Genomic DNA, 14319 nt, shown 5'->3' on the forward strand with positions numbered 1-14319 from the left:
GAACCGCGTGCCCCGTGGCGACAAGTTTTTTCACCGTCTCGGGCGTAACGGCCACACGGGTTTCGCCGGCCGTCGTCTCGGCAGGCACGCCTATCTTCAATGTCACAGCGCGGCACCCAGCGAAGCGCGCAGCAATTTCCCGACGGCCGACCGGGGGAGCTTTGTCCGAAATTCGATGATCTTCGGCCGCTTGTACGCGGTGAGGTTGGCCTTCATGTGTTGCCTTATCGCCTCTTCAGTGAGGGCATCACTGCGAGGCACCACAACCAGCTTCACGGCTTCTCCCGTGAGCTCATCAGGAACGCCGACAGCCGCGCACTCGAGCACCTGGTCCATTTCAATGGCCACGGCTTCGATCTCGCTGGGATAGACGTTGAAACCGCTCACGAGCATCATTTCCTTCTCTCGACCAGAAATGCACAGATAGCCGTGTTCATCAATGCAGCCGAGATCGCCTGTCAGGAAAAAGCCGTCTTTTGTCATGAATCTGGCAGTTTCTGCGTCGCGCTGCCAATAGCCTTTGAACAGCTGTGGGCCTCGGACTGCAATTTGTCCAATCTCTCCCAGCGGCAGGGTCTCGAATTTTTCGTCAAGGATCAGTACTTCAGTTGACGGTGCCGGCGGCCCGACGGTTCCTTGGCGAATGTCGCCGTGAGGCGGGTTGCAGCTTACGGTTCCGGATGTCTCGGAAAGTCCGTATCCCTCGCTAATGGCACAACCCGTTCTTTCGAGCCACCGGGCGGCGATGGGACGCTGCGTGGCCATTCCGCCAGCCGTTGTAACTTTGAGATGTTGCCAATCGACTGTGTCGAACTCAGGGTCATTCATCAAATTGCTGAACAGCGTGTTGATGCCGGGCAGCATGTGAAAGGGGGCTTCACGCAGTTTCGCCAGCATCTTTGCCGAATCACGAGGATCGGTGATCAGGAGCATGGTTCCGCCCAGTTTGATGCTCGCCAGAAGTGTTATGAAGGAAACGATGTGATATAGCGGCAATGCGCATGCGAACACAGGGACTGGTATGTCCGCCAATGCGGGCTGAAACCAGGCGGAGTTCTGAGCTGTGTTGGCCAGTAGACCTTCATGTGAGAGCATTGCTCCCTTGGAAACTCCCGTGGTCCCGCCGGTGTATTGCAGAACCACGGTGTCATTCTTGTCCAGCTTTGGCATTGAGTAGGTCGCGGACATCCCAAGCGAGAGCGCTTGAGGCATATCGACGACTGATTTGGCGCCGGCACGGTCTGCGCGAAGGCTTTCTCGTGTGGGTTCCAAGGCAACGCGCAGATTGCACAGAATCAAATGATCAATCTGCGTCTGGGGGAGGCCGTCCTTCACTGCATCGAACTGACTCTCGAGCAATATGGCCGCCTCAGCCTCAGCGTCCGAGACTTGCAGCAGGAACTCCCGAGCGGTGTAGGCGGGATTGACGTTGACCAATACCATCCCCGCTCGAATCACCCCGATTGCCGCTATCACGTACTGAGGTGAATTGGGAAGAGCGACGGCTACTTTTGCCCCCGCCTCGAGTCCCAGCGTCTGCAGATACGCTGCGATTCCGAGGCTCAGTGAATCCAGATTTGAATAGCTGAGCTCACTGCTTTCGTGGCGAATGGCAATGCGATCGCCAAACTGATAAAACAAACCACTGAAGAAGTCGGCAAGGGTCTGGTACTCCTTCAAGGGCTCGATGGTGTGAGGAACTTGAGGTGGATAGCATGCCAGCCATGGGCGGTCGTTCATGAGTTGCTCCCGCTACTTCGCAGTTGCAGGAACGCCAGCGGTTGCCGGGAGCTTGATGAGCATTTTTCCGGTGTTTCCACCCTCAAACATGCGCTGGAGGGCAGTGGGGAAGGTATCGATACCCTCGAGCACATCTTCGTAAGACTTGATCCAGCCGGCGGCCAGCCAACCTCGCAATGCATGCAGTGCCTCGGGATAACGCTTTTCATAGTCGAAAATGACGAATCCTTCCATCGTGGCTCTGTTCATGAGCAAAGACATGTAGTTTTTTGGCCCACTGCCACGGGCTACGTTGTTGTACTGTGAGACGGCCCCGCAAACCACAATACGCGCACCGCGGCGAATGCGACCGAGAGCCAGATCAAGTACTTCGCCCCCGACGTTGTCGAAGTAGACGTCGACACCCTCCGGGCATGCTTTTGACAGCTGCGCGCGTGCGTCAGACTGCTTGTAGTCGACGGCAGCATCAAACCCAAGGTTGTTTACGAGGTGAGCACATTTCTCTGCCCCGCCCGCAATACCGACGACGCGACATCCCTTGATCTTGGCGATTTGGCCGACCACCGAACCTACAGCCCCTGCGGCGCCAGATACCAGGACCGTGTCGCCGAATTTGAGTTTTCCTATTTCGAGAAGACCGAAGTACGCCGTAAAACCAGGCGTGCCAAGGGCGCCCATGTAAGCCGTTGCTGGCACATTTGAAATATCGATCTTCGTGAGATCGTCGGCATTCATGGTTGCGAACTCTTGAACACCAAAAGCGCCTAGCACAGCGTCACCGACACTGAATCTCGCGTCCTCGGACTGCAGGACCAGACCTGCTCCTGCGGCCCGCATGACATCACCGATAGCGATGGCCTCCATGTAGGACTTGCCTTCATTCATCCACGACCGCATGGCGGGGTCCACAGAAATAAAGGTGACCGCTACAAGCACCTTTCCCTTCTCTGGCGCCTTGATTGCCGTTTTTACCTGCTGCCAGTCGCTTTCTTTGGGCAGCCCACTGGGACGCTGCCTGAGAACGAACTGCTTGTTGGAAAGTTGCGAAAGGTCGGTCATGGGATATCTCCAGAGTTGGAAGTGTTTAAAGTTGCCGATGGGTCGAAAGATTTGCGAATTCAACGACTTGGCTGGCCATGAGCTGAATCTGCTGCACAACGGAAGTCGATTGGCACGCGCCTACAGAATCGAGCGGAGCTTCGGAGATGTTGATGGCGACGCCCATCGGGGTCGGCCACCCTCTCAGGGCATGCACTATCTCCCTCAAGGAAGCCATCGTTCCGACGGCCGCCTGCCATCCCCCCGCTACGGCCATGCACCCGACCGCTCGTTCGCTGAAGTAGGGGCGCTTATCGCTTCTGGTCTCCTCGGCATAATCAAGCGCGTTCTTCATGAACCCGGACACGGTGCCGTGATAGCCAGGCGACGCGATGATGATTCCGTCGGCTCTGCGCAATTCTTCAACGAGCTGCTGGGCTGCACCGTCTGCGGCCGCGCTGGGTTCATAAAGCGGTAAACGAAGCGAATGGGCACCGAGGAAGGTTGTCGTTGCCCCGGCCTTCTCAGCGGCGCTCAGTGCAAGCTGTAGATAGCGCTCGGCACTTGAACCGGGTCTTGTCCCGCCCCCAATGCCAAGGATGCGTGGCGAGGAATTGGTCATCATGCGGCCTCGAAATACTGCAGTTGAGGCCCGCTTTCAACGGCGGACCAGTACTCGCGGATTAGCCTGTCCACCAAAGCGGCTGTCGGCTCAATCGCATTGAGCGATCCCACTCCATGGCCGGCTGACCACACCTTCGTCCAACGCTCGATGTCCGCGTTGTGCACCGGCTCAGCAGACGCGAGTTCGTCCGCATTGATGCCGACCGCGGCCAGACTCTTGCGCAACCAATACGCCGGCACGCCAGAAACAGCTTTGGTCAGGATCAGGTCGTCAATATCCGAATCCAGCAACATTCGACGATACGAGTCGCTGGCCATTGATTCGGGGCAAGCGATGAATGCCGTACCCATGGACGCCAGGTCCGCACCGAGCGTTTCCGCAGCCCGAATACCCGACCCATTGATGATTCCCCCGCCCAAGACGATCGTCCCGCCGAAAAACTCCCGAATGGCGGGCACCATTGCAAAGGCGCTCATCATCCCGGTGTGTCCCCCCGCGCCAGCAGCCACCAGGACTAGCCCGTCGACCCCGAGCGATACGGCTTTTCGGGCATGTTGAACAGAGTTCACATCGGCAAACACCCGTCCGCCATACGAATGCACGCATTCGATGACCTCTTTCGGACTTCCGAGGGCCGTAATGATCAGTGGTGGCCGATAGCGCGCCACTACCTCAAGGTCTTGGTTGAGCCGCTGATAGCTTTTATGCACCAGCAGGTTCACGCCCCACGGCGCATCAGCCGGTCCCAGCTGAGTTGAAATCCGATGAAACCATTCATCCAACATTTCAACAGTCCTGGCATTCGCCGCCGGAACGGTCCCAATGGCACCTTTGCGGCACGCAGCCACTACCAGCTCGACGGTAGACACCAGAAACATCGGTGCGATCAGGAGCGGCAATTTCAACCGGCTGAGCCAGTCTTCAGGCATTGTCATTTGCGTCCTCAAAGCATTGCGGAATTCGTTGGAAGGCCGAGATACAGCCGGCCCGTGAGCTCATACGTGGACTCGCTGACCATCATGTGCTGGGACGCAGTCAAGACATCGCGCAGGCAGCGCTGTAGTGGAGAGTCGTCAAAGATCGCGCTGCCCCCTGCGCAGGAATACACCCGGGTGACGACTTGGACCGCCTCTTCGCTTGCGTGGGTCGTCGCCAGTCGAAGGTCTCGGCGTAGCGCCACAGAAATCTCCCCCGAGTCGGTGGACGCCGACCATGCACGGTCAACTGCGTCAATCAAGAAAGCCCGAGCGGAGCGAAGCTGGGCTTCCGCCCTTGCGACATGCTGCTGAGTTGAGGCGCGCTCTGCCAGAAGACGGGCGCTGCCTTGGGGCGTCTTTTTTGTTGCGAGCTCTATCAAGCTGTCGATGGCAAGACGTGCAATGCCGAGCGCCACCGCCGCAATGCCGACGCCCAGAATGCAAAACACCGGAAACTTGAACAATGCGCCTGCGATCGGCACGTCTGTAAGGATGGATGCCGACAGGCTGGCAGGGACGAATGCATCTTTGACGCTGTACTCATTGCTCCCTGTTCCGCGCAAACCGAGCGTGTGCCACGTGTCGGCTATCGATACTTGCTCCGCCCGAAAAACCATGGAACGATTTTCAAGTGTTCCGTCTGCCAATTTTTCTGGCTTTCCATCCTTGTCCAAAATCACGCACCCGCCGGTGATGAAATCGGCGTTGTACGAGGCTGATCCCCACATCCAACTGCCATTCACCAAGAAGCCGGATACCCCGTCGACCACCGTGCGGACCGCAGTCCCGCGCGGCGCGAATACGCCGGCCATTTTGATGTTCGGATTCTCGAAGAGTAATTTTGCTTCGGGACTGGGAAGATAACCCCCGATGATGGTCGATGTGTTCGAGATAAACGTGCACCATGCCGCAGCAGCATTGGCTTGCGCCAGCTTTTCTACGACGGCCACGAATGTATGCACATCCGCCTCCAGACCGCCGAGTGCGCGTGGAACGAACATTCGATAGAGGCCGGCCTGCGCCAGTCTTTCGGCAAGTTCGTTCGGCAGATGTCGTTCTTTTTCTACGGTGTCGTTTGCCGCTTGCAAGATGGGGGTCAATTCTTGGCATGCGTAGAGCAGTTCATCACGCTGCGTCAACTCTGATGGTTCGTAATCAAACGTCATGGGTAATCTTTCGTTCATTGGCGAATAGAGATTTCTGCATTCACGCGCCGATCACCGCACTGGTGCCGCCATCGACGACAATGGCATGACCGGTCATGTGTTTTCCGGCTGCAGAAGCCAGCAAAAGAGCAGCGCCTTTGAGGTCGTCTGGATCGCCCAGTCGGCCAAGAGGCGTGGTGCTGATGATTCTTTCCTCACCGAACGCCGCAATCACCCCATCTGCCATCTTGCTTGGGAACAGCCCGGGAGAGATCGCATTGACGTTGATTCCATGCTTGCCCCATTCGGCGGCAAGTGCACGGGTGAACGTGATGACGGCTCCTTTGCTGGTGTTGTAAGCGACGCATTCCATCGGCGCCGGATTTCCGCCGAGCCCGGCAATTGAGGCGATGTTGATGATGCGACCCCGCTTGCGCGGGATCATGCTTCCCACGGCAGCCTGTTGGCTAAAGAGAAAAAGACTTCTGATATTCAGGTTCATGACGCGGTCCCACGCTTGAAGCGTGTGGGTCTCAGCCGATGCACCCCAGGAAGTCCCCGCGTTGTTGATCAGGATGTCCAAATGACCGAGCGTGTCGAAGGTTTTGCTGCAAACGCGTTGAACTTCGGACGGGTCGCTGGAGTCAGCCGCAATCCAGGAAGCGTCGATCCCGAGATTTTTCAGATGGGCGGCTGCGGCTTCGAGCTCGGCCTCCTTTCTTGCGGTCAGCATGAGCCGCGCACCAGCACTACCGAGCGCTTCCGCAATTTGGAGGCCGATGCCCCGTGATCCGCCGGTAATAAGAGCAGTGGATCCTTCGAGGTCAAAAAGAGTGTTGGAATAGTGATTCATAACTTGGCCTTAGTTCTCCAAGTGGAGTAATTGAGGGTAAATTTTTTTGGTTGTCGCTCAGGGTCGAGACATTCGACAGGTAGAAGGTCTTGAAACTTCTTCAGCGGTGAACTCCCGAACAGGGGCGAACGTCTTACCCGTGCCTTCGGCGCTGTAGGGAACTTGAGCGCTGACGCTCGTCCAAACAGTTACAAATAAAGGCTGCTGAAGTTGATGGTCCGATTTTCTCATTTCGACCAAACCATTAAAGCCTTTAAATTTGGCTCCTTCCATTTGCTCTGCTACGCGAATCACCTCCGCGGATTGCGCTTGGTGGATTGATTTGCTTAACAATTCGAAGACCAGAGCAACACCATGCGTGTAGAAATCCTCGTTGAATCGCTTCTGGAATTCTTTCATCCAGACGTTCATTTGACCGCCCATGTTGTAGTGGCTGTAAGCGACTTGAAACACGCGATTGTCATCAACTTGGCGAAGTGCGGTTGGAGTCCCGGCAACCACGGCGTAGTAGGTGTAGAAAGAGCCTTTCCAGCCGCTTTCTTCTGCGGCCTTGATAAGCAGTGAAAGGTCTGTACCCCAACTCCCCGTGATGATCGTATCCGCCCCGGATGCGCGCACTTTTGCCATGTAAGGCGCAAAATCGCGTATTTGCGCGAGCGGATGGCGATCGTCGCCAACAATTGTGATATCCGGTCGCTTATCTCGCAACCCAACCTTCGCAGCCTCTGCAATTTGGATGCCCGAGGAATAATTCTGGTTGATTAGATAGACCTTTTTTACCATTGGCCTGTCTTTAATGAAGCTTGTCAACGCCTCCATTTTCATTGCGGTGTCGGCTTCGAAGCGAAAGTGCCAATAGCTGCAGTTGCTGCCAGTCAACTCCGGATCGGTCGCGGCGTGATTCAGATAAAGAACTTCCTTTCCTGGATTGCGTTGATTGTGCTTTTCGATCGCGTTGATTAGCGCCAGTGCCGGCGCTGAACCGGTGCCTTGCGCAATGAACCGAATATCCTGATCCATTGCACTCTTGAGTGCTCCGAGAGTTTCAGATGGACTCAATTTGTTATCGAAGCCAACGATTTCGAATCTCACGCCCGCAGGGTTGGAGGCGCTGAATTGTTCCGCTAAGTATTGATAGGACTTCAGCAGGCTCGTGCCTACGGAGCCCATCAGCCCGGACAAGGGTTCGATCACCGCGATTTTCACGACCTGGCCCTTCAGTGCAGGCTTCTGGTTTTGCGCCAGTGCTTGTCTTGAAAGAGCTAACCCAGCCACTGCCCATGTCGCGATGCGGGCAAAGTGCCTCCGCGTGAAGGTTGAAGGTGCCATCAGGAAAGTACTCCAAGTGGATAAGTTTCGGTCTGGGTAATCTAACTGCCGCAGGATGGGGCGGACCTAGTACTTACCCGAGAGCTGTCGCGATGGCGTCTGAAGGTGATCTAAGGGAAGACTCCAAACGACTGACGACGCGGCGCCCCTGTTGCAATCCTCGAGGTGTCGGTCCCGATGGTCGAACGTTTTCTTCTGCTAAGCTGATGATCCAAACGACCCTTAAGAGCCTTCCGTGAGTGCCTTTGTTGAACCAGATTTGCCACTGAGCGCGCGTGGGTCTCAGCGTCACAAAGACTTGATCGCAGCGGCGCTTCGCGTATTGGTTCGCGACGGGCATCACGCTGTAACTTTGCGAGCGGTTTCAGTCGAAGCCAATGCAAGTCATGGATCGGTCAATTATTACTTCGGCTCCCGAAGCGCCCTGATGTGCGCAGTCGCCGAAGACGTTTGCCGACGAATTGCAAACAACATTACTCTTGTCACTCCTAAGCTTGGGAAGTGCGCGGATGATCCCGATCGGTTTGCCACCGTCCTTGCGGACCACAACATTAAATATATGGTCAACGACCATGCAATGGGCATGGCGATAACCGAACTTTCGCTTGCGGGGTCGCGCGACCAAGAGTTAGGTAGCGTGCTTGTGAAATGGGGAAAGACACATGCCCGTCTGATGCGGGATAGCTTTCTGAAACTTGGATCCAGGGATCCAGATTTGGATTATGCGTTTGTGTTGAACTGTGTTTCCGGTCTCATCATGGCCCAACTCGCCATACCCCGGCGCGACTTCGAGGCGCGTATTCTGCAGCCCTCCTTGCTTCGGCTGGTTCGCGCCATCGCCAATGAAAAATCGGGTGATCGCTCCGGCGACATTTCCTGATTGCGGGTCGACAAGTTCTTGCGAGATCGTCCAATAGCGCTGCATCCGATTGCCGCGGCGGGCAAAGCGTCGTGCTCGGTGCTGGCTCAATCGAACTGGACTTCGTAGTCCACCTGATGCCTGGCGATACGGACGCCAACCAACTCGTCGCGCACTCGCAAATGTTCCGGATGCACGGCATATGCGGCAAGTGCTTCCCAGGATTCAAACTCGCTGTACAAGACGACGTCGCAGGCATATTCCACTCCGCTTGCATCGTTGCCGACTTCCAGGTGAAGCAGCCCGGGAATACGGCCACGCAGGCCTTCGAAGCAACTTCGCAGACGCTCGATGTTTCCCTGCTTTTCCTCGGCCGTGGGGCCACTCACGTCCCACATGACGATGTGCCGAATCATTGCGTGCCTCGGTTCAGTGCGCGGGTTTGTCGTTGTCTTGCGTCCATGATGCGCTTGCGCCGCGGCTCAGCCGCCTGCGCCTGCCGCGCAAGCACGGCATCGATGATGGTGCGATGGTCTAGGTCGCGCATGATGGCTCTCCTTCAGTCCAGCTGCAGTTGGGTCCGCTGCGCGACCGCACCCCACTTGGCAAAGTCCTCCTGGCTTCGCCGTTGCGCCTCTTGCGTGCTGTAGCCCTCGACACGCAGGTCCATCTCCGCCAGCCGCGCCTTGACGGCTGGAGCCTGGAGCGCGGCGCGCACGTCGCGCTGAATTTTCTCGACCGTGGCGACCGGCAGGCTCGATGGCGCCATCAGGGTTTCGAAGAAGGTGGCGTCGAATCCCGGATGTCCGCTCTCGGCGACGGTCGGAACCTCAGGCAGCAGGCCCGATCGTTCTTTTCCGGAGACGGCGATCGCGCGCAGCCGCCCGCTTTGGACATGCGGCAGGACGATGGAGGAGACGATGAAGCCGCAGTCCACGTGGCCTCCCATCACGTCCTGCGCGGCCGGACCCGGACCTTTGTAGGGAACATGGGTGAGTTTGGTTCCGCTCGTCGCCAGCAGCATCTCCATTGCCATGTGGCTCGGTGTTCCTGCACCGCCGGAGGCGTAGAGCCGCGTCGGGGGCAACTGGACGAACTTCGCGAGCGACGTGATTTCTGCGGCGGGGTTGCACACCAGCGTCTGGTTGAAACTGGCGAAGTAGGTCACGGGCTTGAGCGAAGACCGCAGATTGAAGCTCAGCTTCCTGTACAGGTGAGGATTGATGGTGAGGATCGTGTCGGGCCCCACGAGCAGGGTGTGTTCGTCCTTGGCTTGGGCGACTTCTCCGGCGGCCAGGTTGCCTCCCGCGCCCGTCTTGTTCTCGATGACCACTGGTTGGTTCCAGGCGGCCTGAAGCGCCGGCTGTATCAACCTGGCGATCACGTCGCCTGGCGTGCCTGGCGGAAATGCCGCCACCAGGCGCACCGGCTTGGCAGGCCAGGTCTGCGCGAATGCAGAGGGAGCGATCGCCATGGCCATGGCAAGGGCGGAAAGCCGAAGAAGCAGGGTCGTGGCTTTCATGCCGGGTCTCCTCTCGTCGAAGCGACGGAAATTGTTGAAGGCATCAGTCGGCGCGAATGCCGCGCTCCCGGATCACGGCGCCCAGCCGCTTGAAGTCGGCCGCGCCCTTGTCGCCGAAGGCTGCAGGCGTGAGCGGCTCCGGCACGTTGCCGAGGGTTTCGATGGTTGTCCTGACGGCCGGCAGTGCCAGCGCGCGGTTGACTTCGGCATTGATCCGCTGGATCACCGCCGGCCGCGTGCCGGCAGGCGCGTAGAGGCCGAACACCGCATCGGCGTCGAAGCCCTTGAGCCCGAGTTCGTCGAGCGTCGGCACCTCGGGCATCTGGGGCGCCCGCTTGAGGCTTGCCACCGCCAGCATGCGCAGCTTGCCGGTCTTGACGTGCTGGATGCTGATTCCCGGGTCGAAGAGGAAGTCGATCTGACCGCCCAGCAGATCCGTCAGCGCGGGCGCCGCGCCGCGGTAGGGCACGTGGATGGCTGTGGTCCCTGTCTGGCCCGTCATCATCTCGGCGGCGAGGTGAGGCGAGCTCCCGTTGCCGGGCGATCCGAACGAGCGCTTGCCGGGGTTCGCCTTGAGGTCGGCGACCAAGCCCTTGAAGTCTTTGACCGGGCTGTCGGCACGGACCACCAGGTAGAACGGCACGCGTGCGACGGATGCGACGGGGACGAGATCCTTCGCTGGATCGAAGGGCATCTTCGCGTAGATGTGCGGGTTGATCGACACCATGCCGCCGGAACTCATGAGGAAGGTATAGCCATCGGACGGCGACTTGGCGACGAAATCGCCGCCGAGATTGCCGCCGGCACCACCCCTGTTCTCCACGAGCACCGGCTGGCCCAGGGCTTCGTGCAGCGGTGCGCTGATCACGCGGGCCAATTGGTCGGCCGCGCCGCCGGGCGCGAAGTTGGCGACGATCTTGATGGGCTGCTTCGGCCAGTCCTGGGCCTGGGCGATGCCGCACGGCCCGAGGCCGAGTGCCAGCGCCGCGGTTGCGAGCAGGGATTTCATGGGGTGTCTCCTGCGCTTCATCAGAACGGATAGTGGCGGTCGGTGGTCTGCACCGTGAGCCAGCGCAGTTCGGTGAAGGCGTCGATGCCGGCCTTGCCGCCGAAGCGGCCGTAGCCCGAGTCCTTCACGCCGCCGAAGGGCATTTGCGCCTCATCGTGCACGGTCGGCCCGTTCACGTGGCAGATGCCGGAGTCGATGCGGTTGGCCACATCCCAGGCACGCGCGATGTCGCGCCCGAACACGGCGGAGGACAGCCCGTAGGGGTTGTCGTTGGCCACGCGCACCGCTTCGTCGACGCCGTCGACACGCACCACCGGTTTCACAGGACCGAAGCTCTCTTCATGGTAGATGCGCATCTGCGGCGTGACATGGTCGAGCAGCGTGGCGGGCATCAGCGTGCTGTCGGCCTTGCCGCCGCACACGAGCTTCGCGCCCTTGGCGAGCGCGTCGTCGATCAGCGCGTTGCAGCGCTCGACGGTGCTCGCATCGACCACCGAACCCAGCACCACCGGCCCTTTGCGCGGATCGCCCAGCGGCAGCTGCACGGCCTTGGCGGCGAGCTTCGCGACGAAGGCGTCCGCGATCTTGCGGTCCACGATGATGCGCTCGGTGCTCATGCAGATCTGGCCGCTGTTGGCGAAGGCGCCGAAGGCCGCGCCGTTGACCGCGGCATCGAGATCGGCATCGTCCAGCACGACGAGCGGGGCCTTGCCGCCAAGCTCGAGCACCGCCGGCTTCAGGTACTTCGCGCAGGTCTGCGCGATCAGCCTGCCGACGCGGGTGGAGCCGGTGAAGTTCACACGACGCAACGCCGGATGGGCAATGATCGCTTCGACCACCTCGGCTGCATCGGCCGGCGCATTGGTCACGAAGTTGACGACGCCCGGTGGGAAGCCGGCATCCTTGAACGCTTCAACGATCAGTCCGTGGGTCGCAGGGCTGAGTTCCGAGCCCTTGAAGACGACCGTATTGCCGCAGGCCAGCGGCGTGGCGATCGCGCGCACGCCGAGGATCACCGGCGCGTTCCAAGGCGCAATGCCGAGCACTACGCCGGCCGGTCGACGCAGGCCCAAGGCCAGGCTGCCGGGCACATCGGAGGGGATGACCTCGCCGCTGATCTGGGTCGTCATGCCGGCCGCCTCCTGCAGCATGCCGGCCGCCAGGTGCACGTTGAACCCGGCCCACGGGGTGCCAGCACCTGTCTCGGATGCCATGGCATCCGTCAGGGCCTGTGCCTTGGCCTCGATGGCCTGTGCCGCCTTCAGCAGCAGCGCCCTGCGTTCGCCCGGGCCGGTGCGGGACCAGGCCGGAAACGCGGCAGCGGCGGCTTCGACCGCAGCCACCGCGTCGGCCTTCGTGGCGGCCGGCGCAATGGTCGCCACCGTGCCATCGAGCGGATTGCGGCGCTCGAAGGTGGCCCCGTCTGCGGCCTGGCGGTCTTCGCCATTGATCAACATCGATATCGTGCCCATTGTCTTGTCTCCTTGTAGATTCGAAAAAGCGAAAAACCGTCAGGCCACTTCGATCTCGACCAGCATCGGTGCGGTCGATTGCAGGGCCTGGTGCAATGCGGGACGCAGTTGCTCCGCGGTGTCGACGCGCAGCCCCTTCATGCCTTGCGCGCCAGCCAGCGCGACAAAATCGAGATCGGGCAGGTCGGTGCCCGGAACATGCGCGTCGGGCCGGTAGCCGAAGATGCGGGCGAACTCGTACAGCGCGGCATAGCGGCGGTTCTTCAGGATCAACACCGTGACCGGCAGCGCCAGCTGGGCTGCGCTCCACAGCGCCTGGATGGCATACATCGCCGAGCCATCGCCCACCAATGCAATGACCCTTGCGCCGGGCTTGCCAAGTGCCACGCCCACTGCGGCCGGCAGGCCGAAGCCCAGGCCGCCGCTGCACATGGTGTAGAAGGTTTCCGACTCGAAGACCGGCAAGTGGCTGTGCATCACGGGCCGTGCGCTCGGTGCTTCCTCGACCAGGATGCTATCGCGCGCGCGCACGTCGGCCAGCGTCTGCAGGACCCACGCGACCGGCAGGCGCTCGCCGGGCTCGGGCTCTGCGACGCGCGGTGGCCGCACATGGGCAGGTGGTGCCGGACGATCCTGCGGCGCGCTGCACTCAAGCAGATCGAGCAATCCCAGGCGGATGCTGCCGACCACGGAGGTTCCTGTCGGCGCCCAGGCCGCGACCTGCGGATCGTCCGTCAGCTGCACCAGCTCGGTCCCTTCGGGCAGGTGCGGCCCGTCGCCCGGAACATGGTAGGTGAACGCCGGCGCACCGAGCGCAAATACCAGGTCGTGGCCGGCGAGCCGCTCGACGATGCGCTCGCGCATTGGCGGCAAGAATCCTCCCCACAGCGGATGATCTTCCGGGAAGCTGCATCGGCCCGACATGGGCGCGACGTACACGCGCGCGTTGTGCCGCTCGGCCAATTGAACCGCCTCTTTCCAGGCCTCGTCGCGATCGACCGCGGCACCGACCACGAAGGCCGGGGAGCGGGCACCATCGAGGGCCGCGGCAATGCGCGCAAGAAGATCGGGATCTGCGCGCACGTGGCGGCTGACCTCTCGCGCATCGACCGGCAAGGTCTGGACGTCCCAGTCGTCCGACGGAATCGAGACCAGCACGGGGCCGCGCGGCGGCGTCATCGCGATGTAGTAGGCGCGCGCAATCGCCAACGGAACGTCTTCGGCCCGCGCCGGCTCGACGCTCCACTTCACGTAGGGCCTCGGCAGCTCGGGCGCCTGCGTGGAGCCGAGGAAGGGCTCGAAGGGCAGGATCGACCGCGCCTGCTGGCCGGCCGTGATCACCAGCGGCGTGCGGTTGCGAAAGGCCGTGAAGATGTTGCCCATTGCATGGCCGACGCCGGCGGCGGAGTGCAGGTTGATGAATGCCGCGTTGTGCGTGGCCTGCGCGTAGCCGTCCGCCATGCCCACGACCACGGACTCCTGCAGTCCGAGCACGTAGCGGAAGTCTTCGGGGAAGTCGATGAACATCGGCAGTTCCGTCGAGCCCGGGTTGCCGAACACGCTGGTCATGCCGAAAGCGCGCAGCAGCTTGAAAACCGCGTCTCGCACGGTCAGGGTGCTGCCGGCCGAGAGGGGCGCTTGCGCGGGAAGTTCGACGTGTCGCTCCATGAATGCTCCTAGATGAGGGCCGCAGTTTTGCGGTTCGCTTGGTATTCATCAATACAATGAAATGTCTAGAGCAAAATAAGCT

The 14319-nt window shown here is 60.3% G+C and carries 15 protein-coding genes; 1 reads left to right on the forward strand and 14 read right to left on the reverse strand.

All coding sequences use genetic code 11. From position 1 onward, the window contains the following. From BLR24_RS29340 to BLR24_RS29375, 8 genes are all read right to left on the reverse strand, one after another. Positions 1 to 100: hypothetical protein (locus BLR24_RS29340; RefSeq protein WP_139188816.1), on the reverse strand; the 100-nt coding region annotated here is incomplete at its 3' end. Positions 101 to 102: 2 nt separating this feature from the next. Then, positions 103 to 1740: an AMP-binding protein gene (locus tag BLR24_RS29345; protein ID WP_093024057.1), complete on the reverse strand. Its 1638-nt coding sequence runs from the start codon at positions 1738 to 1740 to the stop codon at positions 103 to 105. A gap of 12 nt (positions 1741 to 1752) precedes the next feature. Beyond that, positions 1753 to 2799 (reverse strand): NADP-dependent oxidoreductase, encoded by a 1047-nt coding sequence (locus tag BLR24_RS29350; protein ID WP_093024059.1) that lies wholly within the window; start codon positions 2797 to 2799, stop codon positions 1753 to 1755. 25 nt (positions 2800 to 2824) lie between these two features. After that, complete coding sequence (locus BLR24_RS29355; RefSeq protein ID WP_217636350.1) at positions 2825 to 3403, reverse strand: NADPH-dependent FMN reductase; 579 nt, start codon at positions 3401 to 3403, stop codon at positions 2825 to 2827. Beyond that, positions 3400 to 4332 carry an NAD(P)H-dependent flavin oxidoreductase gene (locus BLR24_RS29360; protein WP_217636351.1) on the reverse strand — a complete coding sequence of 311 codons (933 nt, stop codon included), beginning with the start codon at positions 4330 to 4332 and terminating at the stop codon, positions 3400 to 3402. The genes BLR24_RS29355 and BLR24_RS29360 overlap by 4 nt, the downstream gene beginning before the upstream one ends. Before the next feature lie 14 nt (positions 4333 to 4346). Continuing rightward, positions 4347 to 5564, reverse strand: a complete 1218-nt coding sequence (locus BLR24_RS29365) for an acyl-CoA dehydrogenase family protein (RefSeq protein ID WP_254787650.1) — start codon at positions 5562 to 5564, stop codon at positions 4347 to 4349. A gap of 22 nt (positions 5565 to 5586) precedes the next feature. Further along, positions 5587 to 6378, reverse strand: coding sequence for an SDR family oxidoreductase (locus BLR24_RS29370; protein ID WP_093024065.1), 792 nt, complete (start codon positions 6376 to 6378; stop codon positions 5587 to 5589). A 57-nt stretch (positions 6379 to 6435) separates the two neighbouring features. Beyond that, entirely contained in the window at positions 6436 to 7707 is a 1272-nt protein-coding gene (locus BLR24_RS29375; RefSeq protein ID WP_093024067.1) for a branched-chain amino acid ABC transporter substrate-binding protein, read from the reverse strand. Between the two features lie 235 nt (positions 7708 to 7942). On the opposite strand from BLR24_RS29375, the gene BLR24_RS29380 reads away from it, so the two are divergent. Then, complete coding sequence (locus BLR24_RS29380) at positions 7943 to 8587, forward strand: TetR/AcrR family transcriptional regulator (RefSeq protein ID WP_093024069.1); 645 nt, start codon at positions 7943 to 7945, stop codon at positions 8585 to 8587. An 86-nt stretch (positions 8588 to 8673) separates the two neighbouring features. Here BLR24_RS29380 and BLR24_RS29385 read toward each other — a convergent pair whose 3' ends face one another. Genes BLR24_RS29385 through mdlC form a run of 6 tightly spaced genes read right to left on the reverse strand, consistent with a single transcriptional unit; the run spans position 8674 to position 14237 of the window. Then, positions 8674 to 8982, reverse strand: coding sequence for a Dabb family protein (locus tag BLR24_RS29385; RefSeq protein WP_093024071.1), 309 nt, complete (start codon positions 8980 to 8982; stop codon positions 8674 to 8676). Further along, positions 8979 to 9113, reverse strand: a complete 135-nt coding sequence (locus tag BLR24_RS31210) for a hypothetical protein (RefSeq protein ID WP_302848524.1) — start codon at positions 9111 to 9113, stop codon at positions 8979 to 8981. The genes BLR24_RS29385 and BLR24_RS31210 overlap by 4 nt, the downstream gene beginning before the upstream one ends. 12 nt (positions 9114 to 9125) lie before the next feature. Further along, positions 9126 to 10088, reverse strand: coding sequence for a Bug family tripartite tricarboxylate transporter substrate binding protein (locus tag BLR24_RS29390; RefSeq protein WP_093024073.1), 963 nt, complete (start codon positions 10086 to 10088; stop codon positions 9126 to 9128). Positions 10089 to 10131: 43 nt separating this feature from the next. Continuing rightward, the gene (locus tag BLR24_RS29395; protein ID WP_093024074.1) at positions 10132 to 11097 is read right to left on the reverse strand and encodes a Bug family tripartite tricarboxylate transporter substrate binding protein; all 966 of its coding nucleotides are present in this window, start codon (positions 11095 to 11097) and stop codon (positions 10132 to 10134) included. Positions 11098 to 11117: 20 nt separating this feature from the next. Further along, positions 11118 to 12569: an aldehyde dehydrogenase gene (locus tag BLR24_RS29400; RefSeq protein ID WP_093024076.1), complete on the reverse strand. Its 1452-nt coding sequence runs from the start codon at positions 12567 to 12569 to the stop codon at positions 11118 to 11120. 39 nt (positions 12570 to 12608) lie between these two features. Then, the gene (mdlC, locus tag BLR24_RS29405; RefSeq protein WP_093024078.1) at positions 12609 to 14237 is read right to left on the reverse strand and encodes a benzoylformate decarboxylase; all 1629 of its coding nucleotides are present in this window, start codon (positions 14235 to 14237) and stop codon (positions 12609 to 12611) included. Positions 14238 to 14319 lie beyond the last annotated feature (82 nt).

This window comes from Variovorax sp. OV700 (assembly GCF_900099805.1).
In the GTDB taxonomy this organism is placed as follows: domain Bacteria; phylum Pseudomonadota; class Gammaproteobacteria; order Burkholderiales; family Burkholderiaceae_C; genus Variovorax.

Excerpts from the sequence above, each read along its gene's own strand:
- BLR24_RS29360 (WP_217636351.1), bottom strand. The coding sequence starts at position 4,332 with ATGCCTGAAGACTGGCTCAGCCGGTTGAAATTGCCGCTCCTGATCGCA.
- BLR24_RS29400 (WP_093024076.1), bottom strand. The coding sequence starts at position 12,569 with ATGGGCACGATATCGATGTTGATCAATGGCGAAGACCGCCAGGCCGCA.
- BLR24_RS29385 (WP_093024071.1), bottom strand. The coding sequence starts at position 8,982 with ATGATTCGGCACATCGTCATGTGGGACGTGAGTGGCCCCACGGCCGAG.
- BLR24_RS29390 (WP_093024073.1), bottom strand. The coding sequence starts at position 10,088 with ATGAAAGCCACGACCCTGCTTCTTCGGCTTTCCGCCCTTGCCATGGCC.
- BLR24_RS29345 (WP_093024057.1), bottom strand. The coding sequence starts at position 1,740 with ATGAACGACCGCCCATGGCTGGCATGCTATCCACCTCAAGTTCCTCAC.
- BLR24_RS29370 (WP_093024065.1), bottom strand. The coding sequence starts at position 6,378 with ATGAATCACTATTCCAACACTCTTTTTGACCTCGAAGGATCCACTGCT.
- BLR24_RS29395 (WP_093024074.1), bottom strand. The coding sequence starts at position 11,097 with ATGAAATCCCTGCTCGCAACCGCGGCGCTGGCACTCGGCCTCGGGCCG.
- BLR24_RS29365 (WP_254787650.1), bottom strand. The coding sequence starts at position 5,564 with ATGAACGAAAGATTACCCATGACGTTTGATTACGAACCATCAGAGTTG.
- mdlC (WP_093024078.1), bottom strand. The coding sequence starts at position 14,237 with ATGGAGCGACACGTCGAACTTCCCGCGCAAGCGCCCCTCTCGGCCGGC.
- BLR24_RS29350 (WP_093024059.1), bottom strand. The coding sequence starts at position 2,799 with ATGACCGACCTTTCGCAACTTTCCAACAAGCAGTTCGTTCTCAGGCAG.
- BLR24_RS31210 (WP_302848524.1), bottom strand. The coding sequence starts at position 9,113 with ATGCGCGACCTAGACCATCGCACCATCATCGATGCCGTGCTTGCGCGG.
- BLR24_RS29375 (WP_093024067.1), bottom strand. The coding sequence starts at position 7,707 with ATGGCACCTTCAACCTTCACGCGGAGGCACTTTGCCCGCATCGCGACA.
- BLR24_RS29355 (WP_217636350.1), bottom strand. The coding sequence starts at position 3,403 with ATGATGACCAATTCCTCGCCACGCATCCTTGGCATTGGGGGCGGGACA.